The organism is Aeromonas sp. MR16 (assembly GCF_022549315.1).
Classification (GTDB): Bacteria; Pseudomonadota; Gammaproteobacteria; order Enterobacterales; family Aeromonadaceae; genus Aeromonas; species Aeromonas aquatica.
Map to the genome: position 1 here is coordinate 72,748 of NZ_JAKZFK010000018.1, position 24,397 is coordinate 97,144.

The following is a 24,397-nucleotide window of genomic DNA, read 5'->3' on the forward strand; positions in this document are numbered from 1 at the left end:
GCCGTATTTTGCTCTCGAACGGAGCGACGAACTCAGACCACAGGTCCGGTCGTCGTCAGATCCCGTACTGGGCGCGGTAGGCCCGCATGGCCGCCAGTTGCTCGGCCAGCGCGGGCTGCTCCGCCTGCTTCTCTTCCAGATACTGGATCAGGTCGCTCATCTGGATGATGGCGATGATGTGGGCGCCGTAGTCGCGCTCTACCTCCTGAATGGCGGAGAGCTCGCCCTTGCCCTTCTCCTGGCGATCCAGGGCAATCAGCACGCCGGCCAGGGAGGCACCGTTGGCCTGGATCAGATCCATGGATTCGCGGATGGCGGTCCCGGCGGTGATGACATCGTCCACCAGCATGATGCGCCCCTTGAGCGGGCAGCCCACCAGATTGCCGCCTTCGCCGTGATCCTTGGCCTCCTTGCGGTTGAAGCACCAGGGCACATCCACATCGTGCTGCTCTACCAGCTGCACCGCGGTGGCGGAGGCGATGGGGATCCCCTTGTAGGCCGGACCAAACAGCACATCGAATTCGATGCCAGCGTCCATCAGGGCGGCGGCATAAAAGCGGCCGAGGCGGGCCAGATCGCGGCCGCTGTTGAACAGGCCGGCGTTGAAGAAGTAGGGGCTCTTGCGGCCGGATTTCAGGGTGAACTCACCGAATTTGAGAACCTGTTTCTCCAGGGCGAACTCGATAAATTGACGCTGGTAGGCTTTCATTCTGGCTCCTTGCTTGGCTTGTCGTTTACTGGTGTGGGGGTATAAAAAAACGCGGTCAATGCCGCGTTTTTCAAATCAGAAATTCAGGAGAGCGCCTGCTTCTGCAGCGCTATGATGTCGTCGATGCCGCCCTTGGCGAGGGCCAGCATCGCCAGCAGCTCCTCGTGGGTGAAGGGCTCGGCCTCGGCGGTGCCCTGCACCTCTATGATGCGACCGTCTTCGGTCATCACCACGTTCATGTCGGTCTCGGCGGCGGAATCTTCCACGTACTCCAGATCGCAGATGGCTTCGCCCTGATACATGCCGACGGAGACCGCCGCGATCATCTGCTTGAGCGGGCTCTGCTTGAGCATGCCTTTCTCGACCATCCAGTTCAGCGCATCCACCAGCGCCACGCAGGCACCTGTGATGGCGGCGGTGCGGGTGCCGCCGTCGGCCTGCAGCACGTCACAATCCACCGTGATGGAGTGCTCGCCGAGGGCGGTCAAATCCACAGCGGCACGCAGGGAGCGGGCGATCAGTCGGGAGATCTCCAGGGTGCGACCGCTCTGCTTGCCGGCGGCCGCCTCGCGGTTCATGCGCGAATGGGTGGAGCGCGGCAGCATGCCGTACTCGGCGGTGACCCAGCCCTGACCCTTGCCTTTCAGGAAGCGCGGCACGCTGGTGTCGACGCTGGCGGTGCACAGCACGCGGGTGTGGCCGAACTCCACCAGCACAGATCCTTCCGCATGCTTGGTGAAGTTGCGGGTGATGGTAACCGGGCGCACTTGCGCGGCACTGCGATCGCTGGGACGGGACATGGGACTGACCTCTGGGCTGGCTCAAATTGGCGGGGGATTATAAGTGATCCCGCCCCAAATATCAGCCGCTAAAACCACGCTGTCGGCTGACGGGGCAAGCCTGGCTGAGTATACTGGCCGCACACTTCATCAAGCCCGGAACAATCAATGATTCACAGCATGACCGCCTACGCCCGCAAGGAATTCAAGGGCGACTGGGGCACAGCCGTTTGGGAAATTCGTTCGGTCAACCAGCGCTATCTGGAAACCTACATCCGCCTGCCGGAGCAGCTGCGCAGCCTAGAGCCGGTCCTGCGCGAGCGTTTCCGTGCCAAGCTGCAGCGCGGCAAGGTGGAGTGCAACCTGCGGTTCGAGGCGGCCCAGGCCGCCGCCAGCCAGCTGCACATCAATGAAGAGCTGGCCAAGCTCATCATTGACGGCGCCAACTGGGTGATGAAAGAAGCCGGTCAGGGTCAACTCAATCCGGTGGACGTGCTGCGCTGGCCCGGCGTCATGGCCGCCGCCGAGCAGGACATGGATGCGGTCGCCACCGAATTGATGGGCGGTTTCGATCTGACCATGGAGGACTTCATCGCCTCCCGCGCCAGCGAAGGGACCAACCTCAAGGCGCTGATCGAGCAGCGTCTGGACGGCATCCAGGTGGAAGTGAAGAAGGTGCGCGTGCACCTGCCGCAGATCATCGAGTGGCAGCGCCAGAAGCTCACCGACCGTCTGGTCGAGGCCAAGGTCGAGCTGGATCCGGCCCGCATCGAGCAGGAAATCGTGCTGCTGGCCCAGAAGATCGACGTGGCCGAGGAGCTGGATCGTCTGGAGATGCACATCAGCGAGACCATCAAGATCATGAAGAAGGGCGGCGCCTGTGGCCGTCGTCTCGACTTCATGATGCAGGAGTTCAACCGCGAGTCGAACACGCTCGGTTCGAAATCCATCAACGCCGAGGTGACCCAGTCCGCGGTCGAGCTGAAGGTCCTCATCGAGCAGATGCGCGAGCAGATCCAGAACATCGAGTGATCCCGCGCTGTTGCTGAGCCGATTGAAGAAGCCCTCGTTAACGAGGGCTTCTTTGTTGGCATTGAATGGACAATCAGTTACCCGCGATTTGGGTTCAGCCACCGAGCAGGAAGCCGGACTTCTCTTTTGCAGGTTGGGGGGCAGCCTTCAACGCGGTGGTCAGATCCTGCGCCTCTTCGCACTGGCCGCACAGCCCCTGCAGGATCTGCAGTTGCTCCTGGGCCTTCTGCCGCTCGCCGTTTTGCAGGTAGGCCTCCCCTAAGTACTCGTGGGCGCCGCGGTGTTTCGGGTCGATCTCCAGCGCCTTGTCGTAATAGGGAAAAGCCTCGGACAGCCGACCGGACTTGCGGGCCACGTAACCGGACCAGTTCCACACATCGGCCGAGTGGGATGCGCTGTGGCGCAGTTCCCTCAACTCAGCCTCCGCCTGCGACCATTGCTGCGCCTTCACCAGTTGCTCGACGTGTTGCAATTTTTGCTGGGTCATGGACCGGTCGCCGCCGTTGCTGCTACTGCTCCCTCCTCCTCCGCCGCTACTCCCTCCACCACCGCTGCTGCTACCACCGCCCCCCGCCGCCAGCGCCAGGCCGCTGCTGAGACACAGAATACCCACCAACAAGATGTTCAGGACTTTCATGGCTCGCCTCCACAGGTTCGATCTCAGGATCCAATTAATAGATTAGACCCCTCCCGGGCCCGAAGATGCGACGGCCACACGGCTGGTCTGCCCGTGAGAAAGGCACGCCATCCGGCCCCACGACCATAGGCCCGAGGAATTGGTTGCAAAGGGGTCATGGGGAAAGCAGGCTTGCAGGAGCGACAGGAGAAAATGGCGGGATAACACGGGCCGGCAGGCTGCCGGCCCCGGGCGTCAGTCGTTTTCCAGGCTGGCGAGGCAGTGGGACAGGGTCCGTGCCAACGCGCCCTGGTTGCGCAGCACCACGGCGCGGGCCTGCTCGCCCATCTCGCGGCGCTGGTGCTCATCGGCCAGCAGCTCGCTCACCCTGGTCCCCAGCGCGGCCACATCCGCCACCACCAGAGCGCCCCCCTGAGCCACCAGCTGGCGAGTGATGTCGCTGAAGTTGAAGAAGGCGGGTCCGGTCAGGCAGGGCTTGCCGAGCGCCGCCGGCTCCAGCAGGTTGTGGCCGCCGATGGGCACCAGGCTGCCACCGACGAAGGCCAGATCCGCCGCCGCCAGCATCAGTGGCAGCTCACCCATGGTATCGCCAAGATAAACCTTGTCGGTTGCCTCGATCACGCGGCCCTGGCCGTGGCGCCCAGAGCGCCGCACGCAGCCATAGGGCGCGCACAGCTCGGCCACCCGCTCGAAGCGCTCGGGATGGCGCGGCACCAGCACCAGTAGCGCCTCGGGATGCGTCACCAACACTCGATCGAAGGCGGCCAGCACCTGCTCATCCTCCCCCTGATGGGTGCTGGCGGCAATCCAGACCGGTCTTCCCTCCCCCAGCTGCTGGCGCAGGGCCCGGCCCTTGGCCAACAGATCGTCATCCAGCTGGATATCGAACTTGATGGAGCCGGTCACCGCCAGCCGCTCGCGGCCTATGCCGAGGCGATGGAAGCGATCCGCATCGTCCTGGTGCTGACAGAGCAGATGGGTCAGCGGGCGGCTGAGGGCATCGAAGGCCCCCTGGAAGCGGGCATAACGCTGACAGGATCGCTCGGAGAGACGGGCGTTGAGGATGGTCACCGGCAGGTGGTGCGCCTCGCAGGCCGCCAGCCAGTTTGGCCACAGCTCGGTCTCCATCACCCAGAGCGCCCGCGGCTGGAAGCGCTTGAGGAAGGCGGCTACCGCCCAGGGGTAGTCGAGCGGTGCGTAGCGATGCACCACCAGATCTCCCAGCTTGGCGGCCTGCTCGGCGCCGGTGCGGGTGGTGGTGGTGAGCAATATGGGGAGATCCGGTCGCTCGGCCTTGAGGGCACGAATGAAGGGGGTGATGGCCAGGGTCTCGCCGACGCTGACCGCGTGGATCCAGAGTGGCGCCTCCTGCCCACTCGGCGGCAGCCGGCCGAGGTGCTCGGCCCAGCGCGCCCCGAAACCCGGCTTGCCCTTCTTCGGTCGATAGAGGGCCAACAGCACCAGGGGCAGGCCGAGGTGGATCAGCAGGTTGTAGAGCAGCCGATAGATCATGCTATTTACTACCGGCTTCAGTAGAAGAATCTTCCACCGGCTGCAGGGCGATAGTCAGATCCCCTGCCTCGCTACGCTCCAGCCGCTTTCCCGCCGCAATGACCTGGTCCGGCATCAACTCGATCAGACACTTGAGGTGGCCGAACTTGCAGGTGCGCTTGAAACAGGGCCGGCACTCGATATCGGTGTGCACTATCTCGACCCTGTCCGCCAGCGGCGGCGTGTAGAGCGGTGAGGTGGAGCCATAGACCCCGATCAGCGGCCGGTTGAGGGCGGCGGCGACATGCATCAGGCCGGAGTCGTTGGCGATGACCCGCCCCGCCAGCGCCATCAGATCGATCGCCTCGTGCAAGCTGGTCTTGCCCGCCAGCACGTGGCAGTTGGGGCGCGACAGCGGATTGATGCGATCGCGAATGGTGTTGGCCACCTCCACGTCCTTGCCGGAGCCGAAGATCCACACCTGCCAGCCTTCGTCCAGGTGCTTCTGCGCCACCACGGCGTAGTGGCCTTCCGGCCAGCGCTTGGCCGGGCCGAACTCGGCCCCCGGGCAGAGCACCAGCACCGGACGGGCACGATCCAGCCCGAGCCGCACCAGCGCCTGCTCCTGATTGATGAGATCCACGTGCAATGAGGGATGGGGAATGGTCGGGATATCGGCCCGGCTCTTCATCTGCGCCTTGGGATAGGCCAGCGCCAGATAGGCTTCCACCATCAGCGGGAAGGCCTGCTTGTTGCTGCGCAGATCGTTGAGCAGGCCGAAGCGATGCTCCCCCTTCCAGCCGGTGCGCACCGGGATCCCGGCAAACCAGGGGATCAGCGCCGACTTCATGGAGTTGGGCTGGATGATGGCCTGATCGTATTGCTCCGCGGCCAGCTGCTTGCCGAGCCGGCGGCGGGCCCTCAGCTTGAAGTCGCCGTGGCCGAGCGGCATGGGGATGGCCTTGTCCACCTCGGGCATCCGCTCCAGCAGCGCCACACACCAGGCCGGTGCCATTACGTGCAGCTCGCAGTCGGGCTGATTGGCCTTGATCGCCTTGTAGAGGCTCTGGGACATCACCATGTCGCCGACCCAGGAGGGGCCGATCACCAATATCTTCATCTCACGCATCTCTTGGGCCAAGCCCAGCGGTTAATCGTTACTGGCCGAGATTATGCCCCAAGAGTAGCCGGATAAATAACAGAAGATCCGTCCTTGGGGCCGGTGCAGGCCCCGAAGGAGCAGCCCGGCGGTGGATCCTGCCAGGGGAGTGCCGGCGCCAGCGCCAGGAAACCAGTGACGGAAGATCCCCACTCACCGGCCATTGCCATACCCATCGTCTCTCTTGAATCTTGCCCGGGATCCCTGCCCCGACCGCCGTTTTAGGCTAGAATGGGCGCCAATTTGATCGTGGCCCGCCAGCCGGGCGCCAACAAGAGCCCTGAACCCGTGAAAAAACCGACTCTGGCGGCCGTCCTGATCGTCAAGAATGAAGCCGACAACCTGCGCGCCTGCCTCGCCTCCCTCGGCGACCTGGTGGACGAGATCGTCATCCTGGATTCCGGCAGCCAGGACGAGACCCAAAGCATTGCCGCCGAATTCGGCGCCCGCTTCTTCGTCAACAAGGAGTGGCCGGGCTTTGGCCGCCAGCGCCGTCTCGCCCAGTCCCACGTCCAGTCCGAATGGGTACTGTGGCTGGATGCGGACGAGCGGCTCACCCCCGAGCTGAAGGCGGCCATCGCCGCCACCATGGCCAGCCCGGCTCCCGACACCATCTATTCCATCCCGCGCCTCTCCTGGGTGTTCGGCCGCTTCATCCGCCACAGCGGCTGGTATCCGGATCGGGTGCTGCGGCTCTATCCCAAGGCGCTGACCAGTTACAACGAGGTGCTGGTGCACGAGAAGGTGGAGGTGCGCGCCAACATGAAGATCGTCAACCTGCACGGCGACCTGCTGCACTTCACCTACCGGGATCTTGAGCACTATCTGGTGAAGTCCGCCGGTTATGCCAGAGCCTGGGCCGATCAGCGCACCGCCCGCGGCAAGAAGGGCTCCCTCGGCCAGGGGCTGGTGCATGCGCTGGGCTGTTTCCTGAAGATGTACCTGCTCAAGGCCGGCTTCCTCGATGGCAAGCAGGGGCTGCTGCTCGCCATCCTCTCCGCCCACTCCACCTTCGTGAAGTACGCGGATCTCTGGATCCGTCAGCAGCCCCAGGCGCCCAAATAACAGCGCCAGGCACGGCCGCGACCCGCGGCTCCGGATTCCGGATAATGAAACAGGGCCCGCGAGGGCCCTGTTTGCATTTGTCAGCGCTGCGCCTGCCAGAACGGCGGCGCCCAGCGGGCGATCGCCGCCGCCATGGTCTTGGGATCGAGCTGGCTCATGTCCTCCGGGTGATCGCTGTCTTCCGGCGGGCTGAACGCCAGGTGACGACCCTCGCTGTTGAGCGGACGCCAGCGCAGCGGGGTGGCGGAGCGGTGGGCCGGGAAGAAGCCGACGGTGGGCACATCCAGCGCCGCCGCGATATGCAGCGGCCCCGTGCTGCCCGCCACGAACAGGGCGGCGTTGGCCATCACCTGACAGAACTTCGGCAACCCCTCGTCGGAGCGGTAGATCCAGCCGTTGCCGCCGTGGGCCAGCAGCTCGGCCGCAAGCAGCTCGGCCTTGCTCTCTTCTCCCGGCCCCGCCGTCAACAGGCACTGCAACTCGGGGCAGGCCTGGTTGAGCTTGATGATGAGGCGGGCGTACTGCGGGATGGAGAGGTTGTTGGCCGAACCACCGCTGCCGGCATGCACCATCAGCCAGGGCCGGCTGGCATCCAGCTTGAGCTTGGTGGCCAGCTGCTCGCGCACCTGCTGCAGGCTCTGCGGATCGAAGCTGAGGTAGGGGGTCTGGGGCTCCACCGCACTCAGTTGCTGATCGGCGAGGAAGCGGCGGATCAGGTCCAGGTTGTACTCGTACTCCGGCTTCTGGGAGCGGGAGCGGCGCTGGATCAGCCGCTGGTTGTAGAGCACCTGGGCCAACTTGGTGGCGGGTGCCAACCGGTAGGGGATGTGTGCCTTCCACACCAGCATGGCGTTGCGGGAGTTGGAGAACAGACAGATGGCTGCATCGAAGGTGGCGGCCTTGATGCGGGCCTGCAAGGCACGTTGCTGCTCCTTGTCGGCCCGGGCGCCCGGATCCAGGATGATGTCGTCAATCCAGGGGCAGAGACGGGCCAGGGGTGCCGTGTAGGCAGGCACCAGGGCAGTCACATGACAATCCATGGAGCCCTTGAGCATGGCGAAGCTCGGCCAGGCCAGCATGAAGTCACCAATCTTGTCATTGCGAACTACCAGAATGCGTTTCATAAGAAATCCCTTTGCTTCCTGTCACCAATGCAGGAAGGCTTGATGCGCGGTGCCGGTATTCTTGCCTGATGCAGGGCTATTCTCAAGCGAAGACGCCGAGGAGACTTTATTTGGGCGACCAAACCGGGCATCTCGCGCCAGAAATCCGCCTCATCGCGATCGCGACAACGCATCAACAGACCCTATAATGCGACCAAATTTCCCGGTTGCAGGAATCCGCAGCATGACCAACAAGGTAATTTACCCAGGCACCTTCGACCCCATCACCAACGGCCACACCGATCTGATTGGCCGGGCCGCCAGGCTGTTTGACGAGGTGGTGGTCGGGGTGGCCAACAGCCCGAGCAAGAAGCCGCTGTTCGATCTGGCAGAGCGTGTCCTGCTTGCCCAGCAAGTGACCGCCCACCTGCCCAACGTCAAGGTGGTCGGCTTCTCCGGCCTGCTGGTGAGCTTTGCCAGGGAGCAGGGGGCCAACGTGTTGATCCGCGGCCTGCGCGCCGTCTCCGACTTCGAGTACGAGTTCCAGCTCGCCAACATGAACCGCCGGCTGATGCCGGAGCTGGAGAGCGTGTTCCTCACCCCGGCGGAGGAGAACTCCTTTATCTCCTCGACCCTGGTGAAGGAAGTCGCCCTGCACGGCGGCGACATCCATCAGTTTGTCGACCCCATCGTCGCCCGGGCCATTGCCGCCAAGCAGGGCAAGTAACGAGAAGGGTCGCCCGCAGGCGACCCTCTGTTGTTTTCTACCGCCGTCGGCCGGGCGGTCGTTACTCCGCCCCCAGCGCCCGTTGGCAGGCCAGGGTCAGCTCGTCCAGCCACTGGTAGCGACGCCGGTACATGGCGCGCTTCTTGGAGGCGACCTCCTCCAGCGGCTTGCGCACCGCCGGTTGCAGCCGCACGAAGTTGGCGTCATGGGGGAGAGCACCAAACTCCTGCCACAACTCGTCATAATCCGCCTGCAGGCAGGCTCTCTTCTTCCGGCTGTAACGCCTGGCCTGGAAGATATGCGCCCTCATCCGCACAGCGGAGACACGACTGGCCCCCATCGCCTCGGCCAACGCCAGCACCAGCATCACCACCAGCGACTTGGGCCTCAGACCGTGACCGGCCTTGGTCAGCGCCCGCACCTGCTCCTGGGGCTGCGCGACACAGGGTTCAGGCCCCTGCACCGAGCCGATCACCAGCGCCAGCTCACGCTCGCAGCCAGCCAGGGAGAAGGCGCAGCTGTAGAGCCGCTCTCCCCGCTCGTTGACGATGGAGAGGGCCAGCTCGGCCTCCCGCCGGAAGGTACCGTCGTGGCGCAGCAGGATGCGGCAATCGCTCTGGGGATAGCGGCCCAGCTCGATGCCCTGCCCCAGATAGAGAGGCTCGATGAGGGTCGGGAAGCAGGCCAGCAGCAGGCGGTAGTGCGCCTCCACCATCTCGGTGCGCTGGTTCACGGTGGAGCAGGCGAAGCGATAGGGCCGCATCGGCTTGTCGAGCAACTCGGGATAGTGGGCCGGCAGCGCCCTGAGCGGCTCCGCCTGGAACAGATCGAACACCCTACTCAGCTGCGGTCGATAGAGCAGGCTGCGCAGCACGAATTTGCCGCGGTTGAAGATCTTGCGGCTGCTGCCATCGGGGTAGAGGTAGCGCGCCATTTTTTGGGCGCAATAATGCTCCTGCCGGGACAAATGATCCCAGTCTATTGATTTTGCTGTCATTTTATTATCTCGCTGCGTGCGTGAGCGAGATAGTAGTAATGGACGTGCGGGGCTTCAACAGACTGGCAATACTCGCTTACAACTTCACCTTCTTTCCCCCCAAATGGTGGCCATCAGCGCTGACAGTGGGAGCAAAATACCGTGGTGCGCTGCCCGAGCCGCACCTCGCTCAGCAGGGTGTGGCAGTGGAAGCAGGGCTGGCCGCCACGGCCATAGACCTGCAACTGCTGCACGAAATACCCCGGCTTGCCATCGGCACTGGTGAAGTCCTTGAGGGTGGTACCCCCTTGTTGGATGGCGGCCGCCAGCACCCGTTTGATCTCGGCCACCAGGGTTGCCAGCCGCTCGGCGCTGATGTTGCCCGCCGCCCGCTTGGGATGAATGCCGGCGGCATAGAGCGCCTCGTTGGCGTAGATATTGCCCACCCCGACCACCACATGGTTGTCCATCAGGAAGGTCTTGATCGGGGTGCTGCGCCCCTTGGCCCGCCCTTGAAGGTAGCTGGCGCTGAAGGCATCGGTCAGTGGCTCGGGGCCAAGCTTGGCCAGCAGCGCATGGGCCTCGGCCGGCTCACGGGTCCACAACAGGGCACCGAAGCGACGGGGATCGTTAAGTCGCAACAGCTTGCCGTTGGCGAGCTCGATGTCCACGTGATCGTGCTTCTCGGCCGGGGTGCCGATGTCCAGCACCCGCAGGCTGCCGGACATGCCGAGATGCAGGATGGCGGTGCCAAAATCGGTCTCCAGCAGCAGGTACTTGGCCCGGCGGCTGACCCTGTGGATGATGAGATCCACCAGCTCCTGGATCTCGCCCGGCACCGGCCAGCGCAGGCGGCCGTCGCGCACCACCACGCGGGTGACCTTGATGCCGGTGAGCCAGGGCGAGATGCCCTGGCGGCTGACTTCGACTTCCGGTAATTCAGGCATAAGTGACTCTCAGGCTAACAGGGTGGGTCAGGGGGCCGGCCGCAACAGGCTGCGGTACTGCTGCTGGCTCAAACTGAGCCAGGTCGAGGGCGGCAACAGGGCCGCAAACTTGCCGTCATCCTGATAGAGCCCCACCTCAATAGGATCGCTCTGGCCGGCGACCCATATCTTGAGGGTGACGGGGGTGCCGCGCAGAGCCTCGCCGAGCGGCAACAACCAGCCCTGCCAGCCTTCGATCTGCGCGGCCAGCTGGGCGCTATCCAGCCCCAGATCCGGGCCGCTGCGCCAGCCCTGACCAATGCGCTCGATCTGCCAGCTCGGCCCCTGCCAGGTCAGCACCACGGCGGACTCCGGCAACAGGGAACGCGGCCGCTGAGCATTGTTGTCCTGCTGCGCCTGCTCCAGCCGGTGTAGCAGGGTGATCACGATCAGCACGGCGACGATGATCAGGTTGTTCCAGCCTTTACGGCTCAATTTGAACATGACGACTCTCCCCTCGAACCGGCAGTGTACTGAATTGCGGCCATAAAAAAACCCGGCACCAGGCCGGGTTTTTGAGACAAATTCAAGTGGTTACTTGATTTTGCCTTCTTTGTAGATCACATGCTGACGAATCACGGGATCAAATTTCTTGATCTCCATTTTTTCGGGCATGGTGCGCTTGTTCTTGGTAGTGGTATAGAAGTGACCAGTACCGGCGCTGGAGTTCAGACGAATCTTATCGCGAATACCTTTAGCCATGATCTAATTCCTTATACCTTAACGCCGCTGGCACGCAGTTCAGCCAGAACCACTTCAACGCCGCGCTTGTCGATGATACGCATGCCTTTTGCGGATACGCGCAGGCTCACGAAGCGTTTTTCACTCTCAACCCAAAAACGGTGAGTGTGCAGGTTCGGCAGGAAACGACGCTTGGTAGCGTTGTTAGCGTGCGAACGGTTGTTACCAACTGCCGGGCGCTTGCCGGTTACTTGGCATACTCTAGACATGTCAGTCTCTCCAAATCTTACTTCATTGCTCGAGCAAATATCTGCCCCGCTGGCCTTCGATTGCGGGGCAAACAGAAGGCGGCATTTTATACAGCATCCGTGATCAAAGATCAACTAATACAGTGCCAGAGCCCAGTTTATAGCCAACCACGCTCAGCAAAAGAAACCGTGATGCCGTCACCGATCACCAAGTGATCCAGCACTCTGATATCGACCAAGGCCAGGGCGGCCAGGATCCGATCCGTGATCTGGCGGTCGGCCCGACTGGGCTCGGCCACGCCGGACGGGTGATTATGCGCCAGAATCACGGCGGCTGCATTATGTTTGAGCGCGATCTGCACGATTTCCCTGGGCCAGACGCTCGCCGCATCCAGCGTACCGTAGAAAAGTTCAACGAATTGAATGACTCTATGCTGATTGTCCAGCAACAACAGGGCGAACACCTCTCGTGGCCTGTCCCGCAGTTGGGCCTGCAGGTAGTCCCTGGTCAGCTGGGGCGAGGTCAGCGCATCCCCCCGTTGCAACTGTTCCGCCAGATGGCGCTTGCTCATCTCCAGCACGGCTTGCAGCTGGGCATATTTGGCGGGCCCCAGCCCATGGGCAGCACAAAAGGCCGGTTGCTCGGCACCGAGCAGGGCCCGCAGTGAGCCAAATTGCAGCAACAGCTGGCGGGAGAGATCCACCGCGCTCAGGCCGTTGACCCCGGTACGCAGGAAGATCGCCAGCAATTCGGCATCGGATAGTACCCCGGCGCCATGACGCAGCAGCTTCTCTCTTGGGCGTTCATCTTGTGGCCACTCCTTGATGCTCATTTGTCTCTCCCGCTACCCTGTTGAGAGAAAACATAGCAAAAAATCGCGGGAGCCCGACCACAAGTCCCCCATGTCAGCCTCTGTCGTCATCCACAGCCTGTGGTATCTTAGCCGACCAGTCAGAGTGAGTCGGAAGAGAGACAGCAGATGAGATTGGCCGATAAACGCATCCTGTTGGGTGTCAGTGGCGGGATCGCCGCCTACAAGAGTGCCGAGCTGGTACGCCGCCTGAAAGATCAGGGGGCTGAGGTGCGCGTCGTGATGACCCGCTCCGCCAAGGAGTTCATCACCCCGCTGACCCTGCAAGCCGTCTCCGGCCACCCGGTCGCCGACAGCCTGCTGGATCCCGCCGCCGAAGCCGGCATGGGTCACATCGAGCTGGCCAAATGGGCCGATCTGGTACTGATCGCCCCCGCCAGCGCCAATCTGATGGCGCGCATGGCCGCCGGCATGGCCGACGAGTTGCTGACCACCCTCTGCCTGGCGACCCCGGCACAAGTCGCCTTGGCGCCGGCCATGAACCAGCAGATGTATCGCAACGCCGCCACCCAGGCCAACCTGGATACCCTGGCCAGCCGCGGCATCCTGCTGTGGGGGCCGGACTCCGGCAGCCAAGCCTGCGGCGACGTGGGCCCTGGCCGCATGCTGGATCCCCTCGAACTGGTCGAGCGCTGCTGCCAGCAGCTCGCCGCCGAGCCGCTACTGGCGGGCATCAGACTGCTGCTCACCGCCGGGCCGACCCGCGAGGCGCTGGATCCGGTGCGCTACATCAGCAACCACAGCTCCGGCAAGATGGGCTACGCCATCGCCCGCGCCGCCCGTGAGGCGGGCGCCGAAGTGACACTGGTGAGCGGCCCGGTGGCCCTGGCGACACCAAGCGGAGTAGCACGAGTCGATGTAGAGAGCGCCGAGCAGATGCATCAGGCGGTGATGAGCCGGGTGGCCGAGTGCGACCTCTTCATCGGTTGCGCCGCCGTGGCGGACTATAGACCCGACCAGGTTGCCAGCCAGAAGATCAAGAAGACCGGGGGCAACGACCAGATGGTGCTGACCCTGGTCAAGAACCCGGACATCATCGCCGCCGTGGGGGCGCTGCCAGACAAACCCTTCACCGTCGGATTTGCCGCCGAAACCACGGATGTGGAACAATACGCTCTCGATAAATTGGGGCGTAAGCGGCTGGACATGATCGCCGCCAACGACGTGTCCCGCGCGGGTCAGGGCTTCAATGCCGATGACAATGCCCTGACCGTGTTCTGGCACGGGGGTCAAGCCCCACTGCCACTGGCCGATAAGCTGACGCTGGCTCGTCATCTCATCGCCTTGATTGCGCGTCACTATCGACCCTGAGCACCCGGCGCGAAGCGCCCCGATCGCCATCCGCGATCCCGACAGACTACTGACTCAGCGGGAGCTGACAGCACTGCCCGTGCTGGCTCCCGAAGCAGAATTCACTAAGCCATTCGATTGCCACAGTGCGATCTCATTGAAAAGCGATTCATGAACACACAAATTGAACTAAAAGTCCTGGATGCCCGCATCGGCACCGAATTCCCGCTGCCTGCCTACGCCACCCCGGGTTCCGCCGGCATGGATCTGCGCGCCCTGCTGGATACGCCGCTGACCCTGGCACCGGGTGACACCAGCCTGGTGCCGACCGGCCTGGCCATCCACATCCAGGATCCGGGCCTGTGCGCCACCATCTTGCCGCGCTCCGGCCTCGGCCATAAGCACGGCATCGTCCTCGGCAACCTGGTCGGCCTCATCGATTCCGACTACCAGGGCCAGCTGATGGTCTCGGTCTGGAACCGTGGTAACGACAGCTTCACCATGCAACCCGGCGAGCGCATCGCCCAGCTGGTGATCCTGCCGGTGGTGCAGGCCAGCTTCCAGTTGGTCGACGAATTCAATCAGAGTGAACGGGGTGAAGGCGGGTTTGGTTCTTCTGGTCGCCAATAACAAGACCACACCGTCCCCTCGGGCCGGTGGCTAATAACAGAATCAAGCCATTGTTTTTTTAGGGGAATCCATGGCAAGCAGTAACCAGAAACAGAGTCGGCGCGATCAGATCCTGCAGGCACTCGCCCATATGCTGGAAATCGGTCCTGGCCAGCGTATCACCACGGCTCGCCTGGCGGCCGAGGTGGGCGTCTCCGAGGCCGCCCTCTACCGACACTTTCCGAGCAAGGCGCGGATGTTCGAGGGGCTGATCGACTTTATCGAGGATTCCCTGCTGTCACGGGTCAACCTGATCATGGCCGAGGAGAAGGACACCATGGCCCGCTGCCACCACATACTGCAGCTGCTGCTGGTGTTTGCCGAGCGCAATCCCGGCATCACCCGCATCCTCAACGGCGATGCCCTGCTAGGGGAACACGACCGGCTGCGGGATCGCATCAGCACCCTGTTCGACAAGCTGGAGACCCAGCTCAAACAGGCACTGCGGGAGAAACGGTTGCGGGAAGGCCAGGGTTTCCAGCTCGACGAGACCATGCTGGCCAACCTGTTGCTGGCCTATGCCGAGGGCCGGATCAGCCAGTTTGTCCGCTCCGAATTCAAGCTCAAGCCCACCGCCGGGTTTGAAGACCAGTGGCAATTCATGCGCAGCCAGTTGCTGCAGAGCTGAGTCGCGAAGGCCACTGCGGCTGCTGAAGGCAAGCTCAGCCCCATCGTAGGGCTTGAGGATAGGTAGCCGTTCATGCGCGGCCAGTTACTGCAGAGCTGAGTCGCGAAGGCCACTGCGGCTGCTGAAGGCAAGCTCAGCCCCATCGTAGGGCTTGAGGATAGGTAGCCGTTCATGCGCGGCCAGTTGCTGCAGAGCTGAGTCGCGAAGGCCACTGCGCCTGCTGAAGGCAAGCTCAGCCCCATCGTAGGGTTTGAGGATAGGTAGCCGTTCATGTGCGGCCAATGGCTGCAAAGCAGACTCATACTGGCATGTACAAAGTGGGAGGCCTTGGCCTCCCCTGTTTTTTATGGCAGCTTTCTATAAGTAGAAAATAAGCACCAGATGCGACCCAAGCTGTCGCGTCCCAGTGTTAGATTCATGCGCCATAAACCTTTAGAACAACAGGACATCCTATGGAACCCGAGATCATCACAGAAGCGCAGACCTGGCTGGTCAACAACCAGGGACTGCTGATCGAATATGCCGTCAACATCGCGGCCGCTCTGCTCACCCTGCTGGTCGGTTACATCGCCGCCAATCTCCTCAGCGGTGGCGTGGTCAAGGTGATGCACACCCGCAAGCTGGACACCACAGTGACCCACTTCGTCGGCAGCATCCTCAAGTACACCATTCTGGTGTTCGTGGTGATCGCCGCTCTGGGTCGGGTCGGGGTGCAGACCGCCTCCTTCGTCGCCATCATAGGTGCCGCCGGCCTGGCCATCGGTCTGGCGCTGCAGGGTTCGCTCTCCAACTTCGCAGCCGGTTTCCTGCTGATCATCTTCCGCCCCATCAAGTCCGGTGAATTTATCGAGGTCGCGGGGACCGCAGGCGTGGTGCAATCCGTGCAGCTGTTCACCACTACCCTCACCTCCGGTGACAACAAGATGGTGGTGGTACCGAACTCCGCCATTCTCAACGGCACCATAGTCAACTACTCGCGCATGGATACCCGCCGGGTCGACATGACCTTCGGCATCGGCTATGGCTCTGATCTGCGCAGAGCCAAGCAGATCCTGGAGCGACTGGTGAGCGAAGAGCCGCGCATCCTGAAAGACCCAGAGGTCACCATCGCCGTCGCCGCCCTGGCCGACTCCGCGGTCAACATAGTCGTGCGCCCCTGGGTCAAGACCGCCGACTACTGGGGTGTCTGGTTCGACTTCCACGAGAAGGTGAAGCTGGCCTTCGATGCCGAAGGCGTCGAGATCCCCTTCCCGCAAATGGTCATGCACATGCAAAAGACCCAGGCCTGACTCCAGACCCTAGGACCACAATGCCAGCCCTCGGGCTGGCATTGTCATTTCTGTGGGGCTGTCATAGGCGGCCGAACGCGATCGACGAATGTGGCTCCTGCCGAGCACGCGCCACTCCCACAGCCCCATGACACAGACCCACGGCATCCTTCCCTTTCATCAGGCCGGTGTGGCCCTGTATCTGGCCTGGCGTGAAATCCCTTTCAATCCCACGAGGCTGGCGAAGCATGCGCCAACGCAAGATCTCATGGGCAGAGCTGACTCATAATCCCAGCGTTTTGGTTGTAAACTCCTTCGATGCAGACAATTGGTAAAGCTCTGTTACACGGGCCGCACCATGTGCTCGGTATAATGGGCCCGGTATAGTGCTCGAATAATAAGGTTTGGCGGGAGCCTTGCCTGCAAGGTTCAAACACAACTTGGAAGATCGGTAATCCTATGAAAAATATCAATCCAACCCAGACCCAGGCCTGGCAGGCACTGGAAGCCCACTTTGCAGCGAACAAAGAGACCCGGCTGAAAGATCTGTTCGCCCAGGATCCCCAGCGTTTCAACAAGTTCTCCCTCACCTATCAAGGCGACATCCTGGTCGACTACTCCAAGAACCTGATCACCGAGGAGACGCTCAAGCTGCTCATTGATCTGGCCAAAGAGACCGATCTGCGCAGCGCGATCGATGCCATGTTCAACGGCGACAAGATCAACATGACCGAGGGCCGTTCCGTCCTGCACGTGGCCCTGCGCAACCGCTCCGACCGCCCCATAGAGTGCGACGGCAAGGATGTGATGCCGGAAGTGAAGGCCGTGCTGGCCAAGATGAAAGGCTTCTGCGAGAAGATTATCTCCGGCGAGTGGAAAGGCTACACCGGCAAGGCGATCCAGCACGTGGTCAACATCGGTATCGGTGGCTCTGATCTCGGCCCGGTGATGATCACCGAGGCACTGCGTCCCTACAAAAACCACCTGCAGATGCACTTCGTCTCTAACGTCGATGGCACCCACATCGCCGAGACCCTGAAGAAGATCGATCCGGAAACCACCCTGTTCCTGGTGGCCTCCAAGACCTTCACCACTCAGGAGACCATGACCAACGCCCTGACCGCTCGCGACTGGTTCATCCAGATCGCCGGTGACAAGGCCCACGTTGCCAAGCACTTCGCTGCGCTCTCTACCAACGGCAAGGCCGTGGCCGAGTTCGGTATCGATACCAACAACATGTTCGAGTTCTGGGACTGGGTTGGCGGCCGCTACTCCTCCTGGTCTGCCATCGGCATGCCCATCGCCCTGTCTGTCGGTTTCGAGAACTTCGAAGCTCTGCTGCAAGGCGCCTTCGAGATGGACATGCACTTCGCCACTGCCTCCTATGAGCAGAACGTGCCTGTGCTGCTGGCGCTGATCGGCCTCTGGTACAACAACTTCCATGGTGCCGAGTCCGAAGCCATTCTGCCCTACGATCAGTACATGCACCGCTTCCCTGCCTACTTCCAGCAAGGCAACATGGAATCCAACGGCAAATACGTGGATCGCAACGGCAAGCCGGTTGACTACCAGACCGGCCCCATCATCTGGGGTGAGCCGGGCACTAACGGCCAGCACGCCTTCTACCAGCTGATCCACCAAGGCACCAAGCTGATCCCCTGTGACTTCCTGGCGCCGGCCATCAGCCACAACCCCATCGGTGACCACCATCCGAAACTGCTGGCCAACTTCTTCGCCCAGACCGAGGCCCTGGCCTTCGGCAAGAGCAAGGAACAGGTCGAGGCCGAGTTCCTGGCTGCTGGTAAAACCCTGGAACAGGTCAAGGATCTGGTGCCGTTCAAGGTGTTCGAAGGCAACCGCCCGACCAACAGCATACTGTTCAAGAGCCTGACCCCGAAGACGCTGGGTGCCCTGATCGCCATGTACGAGCACAAGATCTTCGTACAGGGCGCAATCTGGAACATCTTCAGCTTCGACCAGTGGGGCGTGGAGCTGGGCAAACAGCTGGCCAACAAGATACTGCCGGAGCTGGGCAGCAATGACGCCGTCACCAGCCACGACAGCTCAACCAACGGTCTGATCAACACCTGGAAATCCTGGAAAGCCTGATTTCCCCGATCTTTCTGAATGCAAAAGCCCCGCTCATAGAGCGGGGCTTTTTATTGCCTGGAGCAGGCGTTGCCATCCTGTGGAGATCTGGCCAGGTGTCTAAGCCAACCAGAAGACGGGGATCGTCACCCCCGCCCTTCCATCGCCAGCATCAACCGCCGACGGCGATACGCTTCATATCTTTCATGTAGCCGCGCAGGGTATGGCCAATCGCTTCGATCGGGTGGTTGCGGGTCGCCTCGTTGGCGGCCAGCAGGGCCTGGTTGTCGACCGCCTGGCTGTCGGCCTGGCTGGTACCCAGGTCACCGGCCTTCAGGGTCGGCATGAAGTGCTCGCGCAGCAGCGGCACGGCGGCGTTGGCGAACAGGTAGTTGCCGTATTCGGCGGTATCCGAGATCACCACGTTCATCTCATACAGGCGCTTGCGGGCGACAGTGTTGGCGATGAGCGGCAGCTCGTGCAGGGATTCGTAGTAGGCGGACTCTTCATAGATGCCGGAGGCCACCATGGTCTCGAACGCCAGCTCCACCCCCGCCTTGACCATGGCCACCATGACCACGCCGTTGTCGAAGTACTCCTGCTCGGCGATCTTGCCCGCATAAGCCGGGGCATTCTCGAAGGCGGACTTGCCAGTCTCTTCGCGCCAGCCGAACAGCTTGGCGTCATCCTCGGCCCAGTCGGCCATCATGCCGCGGGAGAACTCACCGGCGATGATGTCATCCATGTGCTTCTCGAACAGCGGACGCATCAGGGTGCGCAGCTGCTCGGACAGCTCGAAGGCACGCAGCTTGGCCGGGTTGGAGAGGCGGTCCATCATCAGGCTGATGCCGCCCTGCTTCAGGGCCTCGGTGATGGTTTCCCAGCCGAACTGGATCAGCTTGCCGGCATAGGCCGGATCCGTCCCCTCGGCGACCAGCTTGTCGTAGCACAGCAGGGAACCGGCCTGCAGCATGCCGCACAAGATGGTCTGCTCGCCCATCAGGTCGGATTTCACTTCCGCCACGAAGGAGGATTCCAGCACCCCTGCGCGATCGCCACCGGTGGCGGAGGCCCAGGCCTTGGCGATGGCCATGCCCTCACCCTGGGGATCGTTCTCCGGGTGTACCGCGAGCAGGGTCGGCACACCGAAGCCACGCTTGTACTCTTCACGCACCTCGGTACCCGGGCACTTGGGAGCGACCATGACGACGGTGATGTCGGCGCGGATCTGTTGACCCTCTTCCACCACGTTGAAGCCGTGGGAGTAACCCAGGGCCGCGCCCTGCTTCATCAGCGGCATCACAGTCTTCACCACGTCGGCGTGCTGCTTGTCCGGAGTCAGGTTCAGCACCAGATCCGCGCTCGGGATCAGCTCTTCATAGGTGCCGACCACGAAGCCGTTGTCGGTCGCCTTCTGCCAGGAGGCGCGTTTCTCGGTGATGGCAGCCTTGCGCAGGGCGTAGGAGATGTCCAGCCCGGAGTCGCGCATGTTCAGGCCCTGGTTCAGACCCTGGGCGCCACAACCCACAATCACCACCTTCTTGCCCTTGAGCGCCGCACAACCGTCAGCGAACTCTTCGCGCTGCATGAAACGACACTTGCCCAGCTGGGCCAACTGCTGACGCAGGTTCAGGGTGTTGAAATAATTAGCCATGGTGATTGCTCCGTTCGATTGATTCCATGCCGGATGGCGGCGTTGTCTGAACCACTATAGCGCGGGACACTTATTGCCTGAACTGATATATTCGGAACAGTACGTTGCAGAAATTGAAAGATGATTCTGCGCAATCTCAGGCGACTTATCCCCCAGTTCGGCAAGAGCGCCGGGGGAGTTGTTGCCTGAGCTGAACAATTCGGCACCCGATGCCGTTGCAGGAATGAAAGATGGATCTTCGCAATCTCGAGCTGTTTCTCCACCTCGCCGACTCCCTTCACTTCGGCAAGAGCGCCGATGCCATGGCGGTCAGCCCCTCCACCCTGAGCCGCGCCATCCAGCGACTGGAGCAGGAAACCGGCTGCGTGCTGTTCGAGCGGGACAACCGCAGCGTGCGGCTCACCTCCGCCGGCGAGAAGCTGCGGGAGTTCGGTGGTAGCCTGCTGCAGGAGTGGCGCCGACTCAAGCAGGAGCTCAAGCGCAGCGACGAACCGCTGCAGGGTCGACTGCGGGTGTTCTGCTCGGTCACCGCCAGCTACTTCCTGCTGCCCGAGGTGCTGGAGCGCTTTCGTCGCCGCTATCCCCAGCTCGAGATCAAGCTGGAGACCGGCGACCCGGCGCTGGCGGTAGACAAGATCCTGGCCGACGAGGCCGATCTCGCCATCGCAGCAAGGCCGGATGCGCTCTCCGCCAAGCTGGAGTTTGCCAGCCTGCAGCAGGTGCCGCTGGTGTTTATCGCGCCGCGCAATGCCCCTCAACCGAACCAGTGGCTCCTGCAGGGCGAGCCGGACTGGGAGCGGCTGCCGCTGATCCTCTCCGAGCAGGGGCTGGCCCGCAAACGCTGTGACCAGTGGTTTCGCAACAAGGGCATAGCCCCCAACATCTATGCCGAGGTCGCCGGTAATGAGGGCATAGTCGCCATGGTGGCGCTCGGCTTCGGGGTAGGCCTGGTGCCTGCCGCCGTGATCGATCACAGCCCCATGGGGGACAAGGTGCGCATCGTCGAACCCAAGCCGGCCCTCAAGCCGTTCGATGTGGGCATCGCCGTGCTCAAGAAGCGGCTGGAAGAGCCGCTGATCCGCGCCTTCTGGGACACGGCTCGCGGCCACACCCTGCGCTGAGGGAGGACTCAGGCCCGCCAAGCGTAGACGGATAGAGAACTACGTGGGTGTCAGATGTGTCAGTAGGAAAGTGCCCGCTAAGAGCGGAGACTTGCCCGACGAGCACATCAGCCACAGAGGAGCACGCCGTGAGCCAGCATCTTGTCGAGATCAAGGGGTCCATCCTGTTTGAAGAGTACCTGCAGAGCCTTGGCGTCCACCGTTGCCCGCTCGATCGGGAGCAGGAGATCTATCTGCAGGATCGGCACCTGGCCACCATCAGGCGCATTCAGGGGGAACTGCGGTTCTACCTGCGCGCCAACGCCCTGGTCCGGTCATGATCCGCAATCGGTCACAGAACATACCCTGAAAGCGTATTAGACTGGCACCATCCGTCACCCTCGCCTCCGGGGGTCGCCATGAGGAGTGCCCATGAAACCAAGCGGCCTGGATCGGCTCTTCAAACCCCAATCGATTGCCGTCATCGGCGCCTCGACCGACCCGCAGAAGGCGGGTCATGTGGTGATCAGGCACCTGCTCGCGGGTCAGTTCAAGGGCCCCATACTGCCGGTCAGCCCCCACAGCCAGGCCATCGCTGGCGTGCTCGCCTATCCCGATATCGCCAGCCTGCCGCTGTCCCCCGATCTCGCCATCGTCTGCACCCGGCGCGAGCGGGTACTGCCACTCATAGAGGAGCTCGGCAAGAAGGGCACCGGCGCCGCCATCATACTGGCCGCCCAGTTCTCCGCCGAGGATCGCCATCAGTTGCAGAGGTTGTGCCGCCAATACGGCATCCGCCTGCTCGGCCCCAACAGCATGGGCATGCTCTTGCCGGGGCAGGGCATCAACGCCAGCTTCTCCCCCATCGCCGCCACCCCAGGGCAGGTGGCCTTCCTCTCCCAGTCAGCGGCGGTCAGCACCACCATCCTCGACTGGGCCAAGCAGCGGGAGATCGGCTTCTCGGCCTTCGTCTCCCTGGGGGATCACTGCGACATCGACTTCGGCCAGCTGCTGGATCAGCTCTCCCGCGACGGTACCACCCGCGCCATCCTGATCTACATGGACAAGCTGCACGATGCCCGTCACTTCCTCTCGGCCGCCCGTGCCGCCTCGCGCAACAAGCCGATCCTGGTGCTCAAGAGCGGTCGCCACGATCCGGCCAACGGTCTCGACAACGTCTATGACGCGGCCATCCGCCGGGCCGGCATGCTGCGAGTCAGGGATACCCATGAGCTGTTTGCCACCGTCGAGACCCTGAGTCACTCCTTGACCCTCAAGGGGGAGCGGCTCGCCATCCTCTCCAACGGCCGCGGGCTGGCCAACATGGCCGTCGACGTGCTGCTGGAGCGCGGTGGCAAGCTGGCCATGCCACCGCAAGACATCGGTAGTGATGCCGATATCGAGGCGTATCGCTGCGCGCTGGAGGAGTTGCTGCAAGGGGACAAGGCCGATGCCATCCTGCTGATCCATGCCCCCTCCCTCACCGCGCGCGGAGCCACCCTGGCCAGCAACCTGATCGAGTTCATCAAGCAACATCCCAGAGCCAGGCGCTTCAACATTCTCACCAACTGGGCCGGGGAATACTCGGCCCAGGAAGGCCGCCGCCTCTTCAACGAGGCGGGGATCCCGACTTACCGAACTCCTGAGAGTGCGGTCACCGCCTTCATGCACATGGTGGAATATCGCCGCAACCAGAAGCAGCTGATGGAAACCCCCGCCTCCCTGCAAGCTGGCCAACTCGATGTCGAACGCTGCCAGCAGCTGATCCGGCAGGCGCTGGATCGCAAGCAGCGGGTGCTCGATACCCACCTGGTTCACCCCATCATGCAGGCCGCCGGGCTCTCCACCCTGCCAACCTGGATCGTCTCGGACGCCATCGAGGCGGCGCTGACCGCAGAGCAGATCGGTTATCCGGTGGCCGTGAAGCTGCGCTCACCGGATATCGCCCATAAGTCCGAGGTACACGGTGTCATGCTGAATCTGCGTACCTCGGCCGAGGTGGCCCAGGCGGCGGATGCCATCCTGGATCGGGTCCGCCAACACGATCCGGGGGCTCGTATAGAAGGGCTGCTGGTGCAGCGCATGGCAAAACGCAGCGGTGGACTCGAGCTGCGCATCCGCCTGCAGCAGGATCCCGTCTTAGGCCCCGTCATCCTGCTCGGTGAATCCGGCGCCGCGCCACACGAGATGGTCGCCGCCCTGCCACCGCTCAACCAGGCGCTGGCTCGCTACCAGATCATCGGCGCCCTCAAGCAGGGCAAGATCCGCGAGCAAGCCAGTCCGGCGCGGCTCGATATCGATGCCCTCGGCCGGGTACTGTGTCAGCTGTCGGAGCTGCTGCTGGCCTTCCCCGAGATCCAGGAACTTGACCTGCATCCACTGCAGGCCTGCGCCGACGAGATGGTGATCCTGGATGCCAGGCTCGTCTTGCTGGCGGAGGGCCAGCAGGCACTCCCCCTGGCCATTCGCCCCTATCCCACCGAACTGGAGGAGGGGGCCTGGCTCAAGGATCAGAGCCATGTCTTGCTGCGCCCGATCCGGCCGGAGGACGAGCCCGCCCACAAGCAGTTCGTGCTCAAGGTCTCCGATGAAGACAGGTACAAGCGTTTCTTCGCCGACGTGGGGGAGCTGGGCCATGAAGAGCTGGCCCGCATGACCCAGATCGACTACGACCGGGAGATGGCCTTCGTCGCCGTGGGTCAGGATGGCGCCTTTGATCAACAGATCCTGGGGGTGGTGCGGGCTATCTCCACGCCGGATCTGGCCGATGCGGAGTTTGCCATCCTGGTACGTTCCGACCTGAAGGGACTGGGGCTCGGCAAGCTGATGATGGAGAAGATCGCCCGTTACGCCCGCGAGCGCGGCATCGGACAGCTCTCCGGCATGACCATGCCGAGCAATCGCGGCATGATCAACCTGGCCAAGCGGCTGGGTTTCCAGATCGATATCCAGCTGGAGGATGGGGTAGTGAATATGTTGCTGCCCTGCAGGAAACAGAGCCAGCAAGAGATGTGAAAATGCGCTAAGGCAGGGGTTTATAGCGTCAAGACAAGAAATTTCAGCCAATAAAAAAGCCCGCTCATCTGAGCGGGCTTCTTCGAATTGGGAGCCTGGCAGTGTCCTACTCTCGCATGGCGAATGCCACACTACCATCGGCGCTACCGCGTTTCACTTCTGAGTTCGGCATGGGATCAGGTGGTTCCACGGCGCTATGGCCGCCAGGCAAAAAACTTCA

At 62.6% G+C, this 24,397-nt stretch carries 25 protein-coding genes and 1 rRNA gene; 11 read left to right on the forward strand and 15 right to left on the reverse strand.

Annotated elements, in window-relative coordinates; all coding sequences use genetic code 11:
* Nucleotides 1-55 precede the first annotated feature (55 nt).
* Both pyrE and rph read right to left on the reverse strand, forming a co-directional pair.
* The gene (gene pyrE, locus MM194_RS14100; RefSeq protein WP_033130063.1) at nt 56-709 is read right to left on the reverse strand and encodes an orotate phosphoribosyltransferase; all 654 of its coding nucleotides are present in this window, start codon (nt 707-709) and stop codon (nt 56-58) included.
* Nucleotides 710-792: 83 nt separating this feature from the next.
* Nucleotides 793-1,509 (reverse strand): ribonuclease PH, encoded by a 717-nt coding sequence (gene rph, locus MM194_RS14105; protein ID WP_025328763.1) that lies wholly within the window; start codon nt 1,507-1,509, stop codon nt 793-795.
* 147 nt (nt 1,510-1,656) lie between these two features.
* Here rph and MM194_RS14110 point away from each other — a divergent pair, with 147 nt between their 5' ends.
* Nucleotides 1,657-2,520 carry a YicC/YloC family endoribonuclease gene (locus MM194_RS14110; protein WP_033130064.1) on the forward strand — a complete coding sequence of 288 codons (864 nt, stop codon included), beginning with the start codon at nt 1,657-1,659 and terminating at the stop codon, nt 2,518-2,520.
* A 94-nt stretch (nt 2,521-2,614) separates the two neighbouring features.
* Here MM194_RS14110 and MM194_RS14115 read toward each other — a convergent pair whose 3' ends face one another.
* From MM194_RS14115 to MM194_RS14130, 4 genes are all read right to left on the reverse strand, one after another.
* Nucleotides 2,615-3,157 (reverse strand): tetratricopeptide repeat protein, encoded by a 543-nt coding sequence (locus MM194_RS14115; protein ID WP_241343901.1) that lies wholly within the window; start codon nt 3,155-3,157, stop codon nt 2,615-2,617.
* Nucleotides 3,158-3,391: 234 nt separating this feature from the next.
* Nucleotides 3,392-4,669 carry a lipid IV(A) 3-deoxy-D-manno-octulosonic acid transferase gene (gene waaA, locus MM194_RS14120; RefSeq protein ID WP_241343902.1) on the reverse strand — a complete coding sequence of 426 codons (1,278 nt, stop codon included), beginning with the start codon at nt 4,667-4,669 and terminating at the stop codon, nt 3,392-3,394.
* A gap of 1 nt (nt 4,670) precedes the next feature.
* Nucleotides 4,671-5,768 (reverse strand): lipopolysaccharide heptosyltransferase II, encoded by a 1,098-nt coding sequence (gene waaF, locus MM194_RS14125; RefSeq protein WP_241343903.1) that lies wholly within the window; start codon nt 5,766-5,768, stop codon nt 4,671-4,673.
* A 50-nt stretch (nt 5,769-5,818) separates the two neighbouring features.
* Nucleotides 5,819-5,983, reverse strand: a complete 165-nt coding sequence (locus MM194_RS14130) for a hypothetical protein (RefSeq protein ID WP_241343904.1) — start codon at nt 5,981-5,983, stop codon at nt 5,819-5,821.
* 112 nt (nt 5,984-6,095) lie between these two features.
* Here MM194_RS14130 and MM194_RS14135 point away from each other — a divergent pair, with 112 nt between their 5' ends.
* Nucleotides 6,096-6,872: a glycosyltransferase family 2 protein gene (locus tag MM194_RS14135; protein ID WP_033132085.1), complete on the forward strand. Its 777-nt coding sequence runs from the start codon at nt 6,096-6,098 to the stop codon at nt 6,870-6,872.
* Between the two features lie 80 nt (nt 6,873-6,952).
* Here MM194_RS14135 and MM194_RS14140 read toward each other — a convergent pair whose 3' ends face one another.
* Complete coding sequence (locus MM194_RS14140; RefSeq protein ID WP_033132078.1) at nt 6,953-7,996, reverse strand: glycosyltransferase family 9 protein; 1,044 nt, start codon at nt 7,994-7,996, stop codon at nt 6,953-6,955.
* 223 nt (nt 7,997-8,219) lie between these two features.
* On the opposite strand from MM194_RS14140, the gene coaD reads away from it, so the two are divergent.
* Nucleotides 8,220-8,702 carry a pantetheine-phosphate adenylyltransferase gene (gene coaD / locus MM194_RS14145; RefSeq protein ID WP_033132077.1) on the forward strand — a complete coding sequence of 161 codons (483 nt, stop codon included), beginning with the start codon at nt 8,220-8,222 and terminating at the stop codon, nt 8,700-8,702.
* 61 nt (nt 8,703-8,763) lie between these two features.
* Here the strand turns inward: coaD and MM194_RS14150 are convergent, their stop codons facing one another.
* The 6 genes from MM194_RS14150 to radC all read right to left on the reverse strand — a co-directional run bounded on the left by MM194_RS14150 (nt 8,764) and on the right by radC (nt 12,426).
* Nucleotides 8,764-9,636: a VirK/YbjX family protein gene (locus MM194_RS14150; RefSeq protein ID WP_033132076.1), complete on the reverse strand. Its 873-nt coding sequence runs from the start codon at nt 9,634-9,636 to the stop codon at nt 8,764-8,766.
* Nucleotides 9,637-9,812: 176 nt separating this feature from the next.
* Entirely contained in the window at nt 9,813-10,625 is an 813-nt protein-coding gene (gene mutM, locus MM194_RS14155; protein WP_241343905.1) for a bifunctional DNA-formamidopyrimidine glycosylase/DNA-(apurinic or apyrimidinic site) lyase, read from the reverse strand.
* Nucleotides 10,626-10,652: 27 nt separating this feature from the next.
* Nucleotides 10,653-11,108 carry a hypothetical protein gene (locus MM194_RS14160; protein WP_241343906.1) on the reverse strand — a complete coding sequence of 152 codons (456 nt, stop codon included), beginning with the start codon at nt 11,106-11,108 and terminating at the stop codon, nt 10,653-10,655.
* Nucleotides 11,109-11,198: 90 nt separating this feature from the next.
* Nucleotides 11,199-11,366, reverse strand: coding sequence for a 50S ribosomal protein L33 (gene rpmG, locus MM194_RS14165; protein WP_005323752.1), 168 nt, complete (start codon nt 11,364-11,366; stop codon nt 11,199-11,201).
* 11 nt (nt 11,367-11,377) lie between these two features.
* Nucleotides 11,378-11,614 carry a 50S ribosomal protein L28 gene (gene rpmB / locus MM194_RS14170; RefSeq protein WP_005307492.1) on the reverse strand — a complete coding sequence of 79 codons (237 nt, stop codon included), beginning with the start codon at nt 11,612-11,614 and terminating at the stop codon, nt 11,378-11,380.
* Nucleotides 11,615-11,751: 137 nt separating this feature from the next.
* Entirely contained in the window at nt 11,752-12,426 is a 675-nt protein-coding gene (gene radC, locus MM194_RS14175; RefSeq protein WP_033132073.1) for a DNA repair protein RadC, read from the reverse strand.
* Nucleotides 12,427-12,573: 147 nt separating this feature from the next.
* Here radC and coaBC point away from each other — a divergent pair, with 147 nt between their 5' ends.
* The 5 genes from coaBC (at nt 12,574) to pgi (ending at nt 18,429) form a co-directional block, all read left to right on the forward strand.
* Entirely contained in the window at nt 12,574-13,776 is a 1,203-nt protein-coding gene (coaBC, locus tag MM194_RS14180) for a bifunctional phosphopantothenoylcysteine decarboxylase/phosphopantothenate--cysteine ligase CoaBC (RefSeq protein ID WP_241343907.1), read from the forward strand.
* Between the two features lie 150 nt (nt 13,777-13,926).
* A complete protein-coding gene (gene dut / locus MM194_RS14185; RefSeq protein WP_241343908.1) occupies nt 13,927-14,385 on the forward strand; it encodes a dUTP diphosphatase in 459 nt (152 codons plus the stop codon).
* A 70-nt stretch (nt 14,386-14,455) separates the two neighbouring features.
* Nucleotides 14,456-15,052, forward strand: a complete 597-nt coding sequence (gene slmA / locus MM194_RS14190) for a nucleoid occlusion factor SlmA (RefSeq protein WP_033132070.1) — start codon at nt 14,456-14,458, stop codon at nt 15,050-15,052.
* Nucleotides 15,053-15,504: 452 nt separating this feature from the next.
* The gene (locus MM194_RS14195; RefSeq protein ID WP_033132069.1) at nt 15,505-16,341 is read left to right on the forward strand and encodes a mechanosensitive ion channel domain-containing protein; all 837 of its coding nucleotides are present in this window, start codon (nt 15,505-15,507) and stop codon (nt 16,339-16,341) included.
* A 438-nt stretch (nt 16,342-16,779) separates the two neighbouring features.
* Nucleotides 16,780-18,429: a glucose-6-phosphate isomerase gene (gene pgi / locus MM194_RS14200; RefSeq protein ID WP_241343909.1), complete on the forward strand. Its 1,650-nt coding sequence runs from the start codon at nt 16,780-16,782 to the stop codon at nt 18,427-18,429.
* 151 nt (nt 18,430-18,580) lie between these two features.
* On the opposite strand, the gene ilvC is transcribed toward pgi, so the two are convergent.
* The gene (gene ilvC / locus MM194_RS14205) at nt 18,581-20,062 is read right to left on the reverse strand and encodes a ketol-acid reductoisomerase (protein ID WP_033132067.1); all 1,482 of its coding nucleotides are present in this window, start codon (nt 20,060-20,062) and stop codon (nt 18,581-18,583) included.
* Nucleotides 20,063-20,292: 230 nt separating this feature from the next.
* On the opposite strand from ilvC, the gene ilvY reads away from it, so the two are divergent.
* The 3 genes from ilvY to MM194_RS14220 all read left to right on the forward strand — a co-directional run bounded on the left by ilvY (nt 20,293) and on the right by MM194_RS14220 (nt 24,177).
* On the forward strand, nt 20,293-21,183 hold the full coding sequence (gene ilvY / locus MM194_RS14210) for an HTH-type transcriptional activator IlvY (RefSeq protein WP_241343910.1): 891 nt from the start codon (nt 20,293-20,295) through the stop codon (nt 21,181-21,183).
* Nucleotides 21,184-21,311: 128 nt separating this feature from the next.
* Nucleotides 21,312-21,503 carry a hypothetical protein gene (locus MM194_RS14215; protein ID WP_033132065.1) on the forward strand — a complete coding sequence of 64 codons (192 nt, stop codon included), beginning with the start codon at nt 21,312-21,314 and terminating at the stop codon, nt 21,501-21,503.
* Nucleotides 21,504-21,594: 91 nt separating this feature from the next.
* Nucleotides 21,595-24,177: a bifunctional acetate--CoA ligase family protein/GNAT family N-acetyltransferase gene (locus MM194_RS14220; RefSeq protein ID WP_241343911.1), complete on the forward strand. Its 2,583-nt coding sequence runs from the start codon at nt 21,595-21,597 to the stop codon at nt 24,175-24,177.
* A 93-nt stretch (nt 24,178-24,270) separates the two neighbouring features.
* On the opposite strand, the gene rrf is transcribed toward MM194_RS14220, so the two are convergent.
* Nucleotides 24,271-24,385 (reverse strand): 5S ribosomal RNA (rrf, locus tag MM194_RS14225).
* Between the last annotated feature and the right edge of the window lie 12 nt (nt 24,386-24,397).

Bases quoted from the DNA above. Each gene is read 5' to 3' on its own strand.
- MM194_RS14115 (WP_241343901.1), bottom strand. From the start codon at position 3,157: ATGAAAGTCCTGAACATCTTGTTGGTGGGTATTCTGTGTCTCAGCAGC.
- MM194_RS14195 (WP_033132069.1), top strand. From the start codon at position 15,505: ATGGAACCCGAGATCATCACAGAAGCGCAGACCTGGCTGGTCAACAAC.
- MM194_RS14130 (WP_241343904.1), bottom strand. From the start codon at position 5,983: ATGGGTATGGCAATGGCCGGTGAGTGGGGATCTTCCGTCACTGGTTTC.
- rph (WP_025328763.1), bottom strand. From the start codon at position 1,509: ATGTCCCGTCCCAGCGATCGCAGTGCCGCGCAAGTGCGCCCGGTTACC.
- slmA (WP_033132070.1), top strand. From the start codon at position 14,456: ATGGCAAGCAGTAACCAGAAACAGAGTCGGCGCGATCAGATCCTGCAG.
- coaD (WP_033132077.1), top strand. From the start codon at position 8,220: ATGACCAACAAGGTAATTTACCCAGGCACCTTCGACCCCATCACCAAC.
- MM194_RS14110 (WP_033130064.1), top strand. From the start codon at position 1,657: ATGATTCACAGCATGACCGCCTACGCCCGCAAGGAATTCAAGGGCGAC.
- mutM (WP_241343905.1), bottom strand. From the start codon at position 10,625: ATGCCTGAATTACCGGAAGTCGAAGTCAGCCGCCAGGGCATCTCGCCC.
- waaA (WP_241343902.1), bottom strand. From the start codon at position 4,669: ATGATCTATCGGCTGCTCTACAACCTGCTGATCCACCTCGGCCTGCCC.
- pyrE (WP_033130063.1), bottom strand. From the start codon at position 709: ATGAAAGCCTACCAGCGTCAATTTATCGAGTTCGCCCTGGAGAAACAG.
- MM194_RS14150 (WP_033132076.1), bottom strand. From the start codon at position 9,636: ATGGCGCGCTACCTCTACCCCGATGGCAGCAGCCGCAAGATCTTCAAC.
- dut (WP_241343908.1), top strand. From the start codon at position 13,927: ATGAACACACAAATTGAACTAAAAGTCCTGGATGCCCGCATCGGCACC.
- MM194_RS14140 (WP_033132078.1), bottom strand. From the start codon at position 7,996: ATGAAACGCATTCTGGTAGTTCGCAATGACAAGATTGGTGACTTCATG.
- MM194_RS14220 (WP_241343911.1), top strand. From the start codon at position 21,595: ATGAAACCAAGCGGCCTGGATCGGCTCTTCAAACCCCAATCGATTGCC.
- coaBC (WP_241343907.1), top strand. From the start codon at position 12,574: ATGAGATTGGCCGATAAACGCATCCTGTTGGGTGTCAGTGGCGGGATC.
- ilvC (WP_033132067.1), bottom strand. From the start codon at position 20,062: ATGGCTAATTATTTCAACACCCTGAACCTGCGTCAGCAGTTGGCCCAG.
- MM194_RS14160 (WP_241343906.1), bottom strand. From the start codon at position 11,108: ATGTTCAAATTGAGCCGTAAAGGCTGGAACAACCTGATCATCGTCGCC.
- pgi (WP_241343909.1), top strand. From the start codon at position 16,780: ATGAAAAATATCAATCCAACCCAGACCCAGGCCTGGCAGGCACTGGAA.
- rpmG (WP_005323752.1), bottom strand. From the start codon at position 11,366: ATGGCTAAAGGTATTCGCGATAAGATTCGTCTGAACTCCAGCGCCGGT.
- ilvY (WP_241343910.1), top strand. From the start codon at position 20,293: ATGGATCTTCGCAATCTCGAGCTGTTTCTCCACCTCGCCGACTCCCTT.
- radC (WP_033132073.1), bottom strand. From the start codon at position 12,426: ATGAGCATCAAGGAGTGGCCACAAGATGAACGCCCAAGAGAGAAGCTG.
- rpmB (WP_005307492.1), bottom strand. From the start codon at position 11,614: ATGTCTAGAGTATGCCAAGTAACCGGCAAGCGCCCGGCAGTTGGTAAC.
- waaF (WP_241343903.1), bottom strand. From the start codon at position 5,768: ATGAAGATATTGGTGATCGGCCCCTCCTGGGTCGGCGACATGGTGATG.